Source organism: Streptomyces sp. NPDC036813, assembly GCF_055609245.1.
The window spans coordinates 930,560-938,074 of record NZ_JBVJPV010000001.1 but is presented as its reverse complement, the minus strand read 5'-3'; the positions used below and the strand labels follow the sequence as shown (position 1 = coordinate 938,074).

The 7,515-nt window shown below is 72.9% G+C and carries 6 protein-coding genes; 4 read left to right on the top strand and 2 right to left on the bottom strand.

The genetic code is table 11. The features are described from left to right. Nucleotides 1-183: adenosylhomocysteinase (locus ACZ67Q_RS04055; RefSeq protein WP_471175935.1), on the top strand; the 183-nt coding region annotated here is incomplete at its 5' end. Between the two features lie 66 nt (nucleotides 184-249). On the opposite strand, the gene ACZ67Q_RS04050 is transcribed toward ACZ67Q_RS04055, so the two are convergent. Both ACZ67Q_RS04050 and ACZ67Q_RS04045 read right to left on the bottom strand, forming a co-directional pair. After that, nucleotides 250-1,758 carry an FAD-dependent monooxygenase gene (locus tag ACZ67Q_RS04050; protein WP_471175932.1) on the bottom strand — a complete coding sequence of 503 codons (1,509 nt, stop codon included), beginning with the start codon at nucleotides 1,756-1,758 and terminating at the stop codon, nucleotides 250-252. A gap of 102 nt (nucleotides 1,759-1,860) precedes the next feature. Then, complete coding sequence (locus tag ACZ67Q_RS04045) at nucleotides 1,861-3,513, bottom strand: FAD-binding oxidoreductase (protein ID WP_471175930.1); 1,653 nt, start codon at nucleotides 3,511-3,513, stop codon at nucleotides 1,861-1,863. Nucleotides 3,514-3,730: 217 nt separating this feature from the next. Between ACZ67Q_RS04045 and ACZ67Q_RS04040 the strand changes: the two genes are divergently transcribed. The 3 genes from ACZ67Q_RS04040 (at nucleotide 3,731) to ACZ67Q_RS04030 (ending at nucleotide 7,095) form a co-directional block, all read left to right on the top strand. Further along, nucleotides 3,731-4,537, top strand: a complete 807-nt coding sequence (locus tag ACZ67Q_RS04040; RefSeq protein WP_471176049.1) for a 2-amino-3,7-dideoxy-D-threo-hept-6-ulosonate synthase — start codon at nucleotides 3,731-3,733, stop codon at nucleotides 4,535-4,537. Next, nucleotides 4,534-5,643: a 3-dehydroquinate synthase II family protein gene (locus ACZ67Q_RS04035; RefSeq protein ID WP_471175927.1), complete on the top strand. Its 1,110-nt coding sequence runs from the start codon at nucleotides 4,534-4,536 to the stop codon at nucleotides 5,641-5,643. Before ACZ67Q_RS04040 ends, ACZ67Q_RS04035 begins: the two co-directional genes overlap by 4 nt. A gap of 66 nt (nucleotides 5,644-5,709) precedes the next feature. Beyond that, nucleotides 5,710-7,095, top strand: a complete 1,386-nt coding sequence (locus tag ACZ67Q_RS04030; RefSeq protein WP_471175924.1) for a class I adenylate-forming enzyme family protein — start codon at nucleotides 5,710-5,712, stop codon at nucleotides 7,093-7,095. Nucleotides 7,096-7,515: the final 420 nt, after the last annotated feature.

Sequence of the window (7,515 nt, the reverse complement as noted above, 5' to 3'; positions counted from 1 at the left end):
TTCACCAAGCAGTCCGAGTACCCGACCGGCGTCTACGTGCTGCCCAAGCACCTCGACGAGAAGGTCGCCCGCCTCCACCTCGACGCCCTCGGCGTCAAGCTCACCACGCTGCGCCCGGAACAGGCCGCGTACATCGGCGTCGACGTCGACGGCCCCTACAAGGCGGACCACTACCGCTACTGAACGAGCGCCCCGCCGGGTGGCGGGGCCCGTACGGCGGCCGCAACGGCGCCGTACGGGCCGCGCTGCCTACTCGGGATCCCCGAACCAGCACCCCAGCGCCCCGGTCAGGGTGTCCGCGTCCCCGGCGTCGCCGCGGGCCGACCAGGCGATGTATCCGTCGGGCCGCACCAGCAGGGCGTCCGTGCCCATCTGCTCGGTCGCGGTCGCCGTCACCACGTTCACCCGGAAGCGCCACGGCTCGACGGCTTTGAGCAGGTCTTCCGAGTCGGCCAGCAGCAGCAACAACGGCCGTGCGCTGTGCAGGAGTTCGGAAAGGCCGGTGACCGAGTCGCCGGTCTTCAGCAGCACGTCGGGGGCGAAGCGGCCGGCCAGCGGGTCGCCCGCGCGACCGGTGTCGTAGTGGACGTCGACTCCGCTGATCATGCCGCCGAGGTACTGGTTGACGTCGTCGAAGTGCATCATCCGGGCGAACAGGGTGCGCAGCGAGTCCATGCGGGGGTCGGGGTCCATCAGAGCCACCTGGGCGCGCACGTTCTCCAGGACCGCCTCGGCGATGGGCGCCCGCTCGGTCTCGTACGTGTCGAGCAGTCCGGCCGGCGCCCAGCCGTGCACCTCGGCGGCGAGTTTCCAGCCCAGGTTGACGGCGTCCTGAAGGCCGAGGTTGACGCCCTGGCCGCCGGCCGGGAAGTGGACGTGCGCGGCGTCGCCGGCCAGCAGGACCCGGCCGACGCGGTAGTGCTCGGCCTGCAGGGCGGCGTCGCTGAACCGGGTGAGCCAGCTCGGTGAGTCCATCGGTACCGGGTGGCCCGCGATCCGCTCCACCTCCGCCCGGAACTCGTCCAGGGTCACGGGCGCCTGCCGGTCCGGGTGCGGGCCGCGGAAGTCGTAGGTGCAGACCCGGCTGCGTCCGAACAGGTTGAGCCACACGAGGGTCCAGCCCCGCGGGTTGCGCTGCCAGCCCTGCGGTACCTGCGCCGGGTCCAGCAGGCGGACCTCGCCGATCAGGGCGCCGACGCGGGCGGGCGTGCCGGTGAACGGGATGCCGGTCAGTCTGCGCACGGCGCTGCGGGCGCCGTCGGCGCCGACCACCCAGGAGGCACGCAGTGTGTCCGTGACGCCTCGGGAATCGCGTACGGTCAGGCGCATCGCGTCCGCTTCCTCGTCGAGGCCGACGAGTTCGCGGTCGCGCCGGATGCGCGCGCCGAGCCGTTCGGCTTCGGCCGCGAACACCTCCTGGGCCCATGCCTGCGGGCTGCCCACCATGACGGGGCCCTCGGTGACGACCCGGCTCAGGTCGAGGTCGAACATGCCCGAGAAGTGGAACGGCACGGGGCCCCGGCCCACCGGCGGGGCAGGCGGGCCGGGCTGCACGGCCTCGAGGAGTCCGCGCCGGTGCAGGGTCTGCGCGGTGCGGGCATGCAGTGTCCCCGCCTTCGACTCACCGGTCGGCGCGGGCAGCTTCTCCAGGACGGTGACGCGCACGCCCAGCAGGGCCAGTTCCCGGGCGAGCAGCATGCCGACGGGCCCGCCGCCGACGACGGCGACCTGAGTGTCCACGGCTGGGCTGTTCGGCATGGGGGCTCCTGCGGTGGTTGACGGCACTCTGGGCGTTCGTTCGGATGCTGTACGTCAGGAGGAACACCGGCCCGCGCCGACGGGTTGCACGACGGTGCCGGCTCAGCTGCCCGGCAGCCGCACGGACTGCCGGTGCCGGAAGACGTTGCCGGGGTCGTACGCCTGCTTGATGCGCTGGAGGCGCCGGTAGTTGCCCTTGTAGTACAGGTCGTGCCAGGGCGTGCCCGAACGGTTGAACTCCGGCGAGCCGAGGTCGGCGTCGGGGTAGTTGACGTAGCAGCCGTCGGTGACCGCGCCGGGGACCGGGACGCCGCCGGTGTCGGCGTACATGTCGGCGTAGAACTCGCGCAGCCAGCGTACGCAGTCCTTCTCGTCGGCCGGGTCGTCCCACCAGATCATCCAGGCCAGCTTGTACGCGGCGTCCCGGTGGGCGCTCGCCGTGGCGTCCTGGGCGACGGCCGAGACCTGGCCGGCGAAGGAGCTGAGCATGACCGAGCCGGTCGGGTTGCCGATGTCCGTGCGGGTCAGGTGACGGTAAAGCGCGGCCAGTTGGCGCTGCGGGAAACCGGCCTTCATGTACGCCGACTTGAAGTCGCTCTTCTGGGTCGGGTCGTTGGTGGTGGGGTTGGCCGTGCCGAGGTAGCGGGCCGCCTGCAGCCAGGGAAGGCGGCGCGGGGCGGCCAGGTCCGGCAGCGCGGCCAGCTCACCCATCCGCGTGGTGACCGGACCGTGCGCGACGGTGACGCCGTCGGTGACCGCCGCGAGGAACTCGTCGTGCAGCCGGGCCGCGCCGGGCACGCTCGCGTCGACGTGCGTGATCAGGCCGACGGCTCCGTTGGAGACGTGGTTGAGGGAGAGCAGGCTGCACACGGCGGTCGCCGGGTCGCCCGGGGCGGCGTGCCGCACGTGCCAGTCGGCGTAGTTGCGGACCAGCCGCGTGAAGGACCGCTCGTCCAGGTCGGCCCATTTCCAGGAGACGGCGCTGACCAGGACCTCCGGCGGAGGGGCCGGCAGCAGCCGGGCCGGGTCCGTGCCGCTCGCGCCGGGGGTGCGGAACCAGTAGCGGGTCACGACGCCGAAGTTGCCACCGCCCCCGCCGGTGTGCGCCCACCACAGGTCCCGGTTCGGGTCGTCGTCCTCGCGGGTGGCGACCACGGTGCGCACCGTGCCGTCAGCGTTCACCACGACGACCTCGACCGCGTACAGGTGGTCCACCACCAGGCCGAGCCGGCGGCACAGCAGTCCCCAGCCGCCGCCGCTGACGTGGCCGCCCGCCCCGACCTGGAAGCACATGCCGGCCGGCACGATGACTCCCCAGGTGCGGTACAGGCGCTCGTAGACGTCGAGGAGCTGGGCGCCCGGCTGCACCATGAAGGCGTTCATGGACGGGTCGAAGTCCACGTCCCGCATCGCCGACATGTCGATGACCACTTGGACGTCGGGACTGAAGACGAAGTCCTCCCAGCAGTGTCCGCCGCTGCGCACCGTGAGCCGCTTGCCGGCCCGGACCGCCTGCCGCACGGCGGTGGCGACCTGGGCGGTCGAGCGCGGAACGTGGACCGCCTCGGGCCGGCCGATGTAGCGCTGGTTCCAGCCCCGGACGAGGTCCGGGTAGCGCGCGTCGCCCGGGGTGACGGTCACCAGCTCCTGCGGCTGGGCCACCGCCTGCCCGGCGGGCAGCAGCACGCCGCCGCCGATCCCGGCGCTCGCCGCGAGCACCCCCCGTCTGCTCACCTGTCGCCTGCCGTGCGTCATGGGGCCTCCCCTCCCGCTGTCGCGTGCGGATCACACGCGGATGCCGCCGACGCTAGGCATCCTGCGGCGGTCGCCGCACTCCGCATCTTGCGGCGTGCTCGGCGCGGGACACCTGGCTCGATTCTTCAGAGGCCACTGCGACAGTTCAGCCCGGGACCCGCAGCGGAATCCCACCCGAACCCTGTGACCAGGAACGAGGAGGGGTGTCATGTCGAGCATGCCGCTCACCGGTAAGTCGGTGCGCCTGGCACGATTGTCCCGGCCGGGAGACGGCCGGTTCCTGTTTGTGCCGCTGGACCACTCCGTGTCCGACGGGCCCGTGGCCACCGCCGCCGCATTCGGCGACCTGGTCCGCTCCATCGCGGACGGCGGCGCCGACGGTGTCGTCGTCCACAAGGGCAGGGCCCGCATGATCGCGCCGGCGCTGCTCACGCGATGCTCCCTGGTGGTGCATCTGAGCGCGAGCACCGCGCACGGACCCGACGTCAACGCCAAGGTGCTGGTCGGTGACGTGGAAGAGGCGGTCCGGCTGGGCGCGGACGCGGTCAGCGTGCACGTGAACATCGGCTCCGACACCGAGGCGGAACAACTCGCCGACCTCGGCGCCGTGGCCGCGGCCTGCGACCGCTTCGGCATGCCGCTCATGGCCATGATCTATCCGCGGGGTCCCCGTGTGACCGATCCGACCGACCCGACGCTCGTCGCCCATGTGGTCAACATCGCCGCGGATCTGGGCGTCGACATCGTCAAGACGGTGCTCGTCGCCCCGCCGGAGCGCATGGAAGAGGTGATCGCCTCCTCGCCGCTGCCGGTGGTGGTGGCGGGCGGCGGCTCCACCGAACGCAACCTGTACGAGTTCGCGGTCACCGCCATGGACCTGGGTTGTGCCGGACTCGCTGTCGGACGCCGGGTGTTCACCAGCCCGTCGCCCGAGAAGGCGGTCCGGGAACTGGCCTCAATCATTCACCGCCGCGAGCTCACGTCCGAGCCCGCGCCGCAGACCGAGATGGCAGGTGTGTTGTGAAGTTTGCCTGGATCGACCTCCGGACCGTGCCCGCCGAACACCGCGAGGCGGTCGTCGACGCCGCGATCCACGCCCGGGTCGACGGCATCGTCGACAGCGACCCGGAGCGCCTCGCCCTGCTGCCGAACACCGTCAAGCGCGTCCTCGCGCCGGGCGCGCGCCTCGGCGAGGAGGCCCCGGAGGACCTGATCGTGCTGCGCGAGGTCGTCGACGTCGACAGCCTCGGCGCGCTGGAGAGCCTGCACCGCGCCGGTGAGAAGGACACCGCCGCCTGGGTCAACGTCGTCGACGACCCCACCCTGAAGCTCGCCTGTGAGGCCGCACGGGAACTCCCCTTCACAGTGGTGGAGTTCAAGGACCCGACGAAGATCCCGCTGGAGATCGTGATCGCCGCCGCGGACGCCTCGCCGGGACAGCTGATCTGCCAGGCTTCCGACATCGAGGAGGCGCAGATCATCGTCGACGTCCTGGAGAAGGGCTCCGAGGGCGTCCTGGTGGCCCCGCGCTCCGCCAACGACGTCTTCGCGCTGGTGGAGATGTTGCGGGTGAAGACCCCGGACCTGCAGCTTCAGACGCTCACCGTGGAGTCGATCGAGCACCTCGGCCTCGGTGACCGGGTCTGCATCGACACGTGCACGCACTTCGAGAAGGACGAGGGCATGCTGGTCGGCTCCTACGCGCACGGCTTCGTGCTGTGCGTGAGCGAGACGCACCCGCTGCCGTACATGCCGACCCGGCCGTTCCGCATCAACGCGGGCGCGCTGCACAGCTACGTGTTCGGGGCGGACAACCGCACCAACTACCTGAGCGAGCTCAAGGCCGGCAGTCCGGTGCTCGCCGTCGGCGCCGACGGCCGCACCCGCCGCATCGTGGTGGGCCGCATCAAGCTGGAGTCCCGCCCGCTGCTCGGCATCAAGGCCGTGTCGCCGGAGGGCGTGGAGGTCAGCCTGATCGTGCAGGACGACTGGCACGTGCGGGTGCTCGGCCCCGGCGCGGCGGTGCTGAACGTGACGGAGCTGAAGAAGGGCGACCAGTTGCTGGGTCATGTGGCCACCGACAAGCGCCACGTGGGCTGGCCGGTCGGCGAGTTCTGCGTCGAGAAGTAGGCGACAGGCGTTCGGGGCCGCTCTCGTCGCGGCCCCGGCGCCGCGGCGAGGAGTCCGGTGGAGGCGATGACGCAACGGTCCTGGTGGGGTGCCGAACTACTCGGCCGCCACGCCGACGACATGGTGTGGGCACGTGCCGCGGAGCGCGAGGTCACGTTCGGCAGGATGCGCCGCGAGACGGCGTGGCTGGCCGATGTGCTGGAGCAGCACGGCATCCGCGCGCACAGCACGGTCGCCCTGTACGCCAACGCGAGTTTCACTTACCCGTGGACGCTGTTCGCGCTGTGGTCGCTCGGCGCCCAGGTGGTGCTGAGGGAGACACCGCCCGGCCGGTGGGCACGGGATGTCCCGCCCGGGGCGCAGCCGACGCAGTTCTCGGTGTCGCTCGGCGAGGGCCGCGGCCGGCCCGACGCCTTCGTCGACGAGTGCGAGGTGCTGGTGCGCCGCCACTCCGGCGGCCGTCCGGGGGCCGGCGGGCACTGCCTCGTGCAGTTCTCTTCCGGAACCACCGGGCGTCCCAAGGCGGTCGGCAGGAGTCCGCGGTCGCTCCTGGCGGAACTGGACCGGGTCGCCGCCGTGGACGGCGTGCCGCGCCACGGTGAGCGGGTGGCCGTGCTGGAGCCGCTCACGCACTCGTTCGGGCTGATCGGTGGGGTGCTCCACTCCCTCGCGGTGGGCGCCACCGTGGTGCTGCCGGTGGCCCGCACGGCGGCGGCGACCGTGCGGGCGGCTGCCGACGCGCACGTGGTGCTGGGCAATCCGCACCACTTCCGCCCGCTGGCCCGGGCCGAGCCCGGAGAGCTGCCGCACCTCCGGCTGGCCGTGTCGAGCGGCGACGCCCTGCCGCCCGAGATCCCCGCGATGTTCCACGGCCGCCACGGGGTGCGCGTCGGCCAGGCCTACGGCACGACCGAGACGGGCCTCGTCGCCGCCGACCTCACCGGCCGCTTCGGCCCGGCCGTCGTCGGCGTTCCGGTGCCCGGCGCCCGTACCCGGGTGGTCGGCGGGGTGCTGGAGGTGCACGTCCCCGAGTCCCCGTATCTGTACGACGACACGCCCTGGACGGGCGGCTGGATGTCCACCCGTGACCTGGTCACGTGTGATCCCCGGACCGGTGCTCTGCGTCTGCGCGGGCGGGTCCAGGGTGTCGGCGACGCCTCGGTCGACCTGCTGCGCATCGAGTCGGTTCTGCGGGCCCACCGGCACATCACGGACGCGGTGGTCCTCGGGGTCGGCCCGATCGAGGCGCATGTGGCGAGCAGTGCGGAACTGGACGGCGAGGACCTGCGTTCCTGGTGCCGCCGGTTCCTCGGCGGGGCGCCGGCGCCGGACCGCTACCACCTGCTGCGGGAGCTGCCCCGCACCGCCAACGGCAAGGCCGTGCGGGACCGTGGCGTCCTGCGCCGGCACCGGACGCACCCGCCAGGGGCGTGCCGCTGCATCAGCTGGTGAGCCGCCCGCGGCCGAGAACTGCGGCCGGGACGGCGAAGGCCCGCTCGGACGGCTCAGTGCCCGGGCTGGCGACGCGGTGGCGGGCACCCTTCGTCCTGAGCGCGCGAACACGGCGGGACCCGCGCGGGCGGCACCCCCGCGACGGCGGGGTTCCGTGCGTCGGCGGAGTCGGGGCCCGGGAGGGGCTGCCGGGCCGGCGACTCCCTGTCCGGCGACCCCATGTCCGTGGGCCGGCTGCGGCCGGATCCGCTCACGGTGGTCCGATCGCGGCGGTCCGGTGGCGGCGGTCCGGTGGCGATCCGTCGCGACGGCGCATCGTGACCACCCGCCGGGCGCCGGCCTCCGCCCCTACCCGCACCGCCCCGCCCCGCACCGCACCGCCCCCCGGACGCATCCCCTCCGCCTGCGGAGCCATCCGCC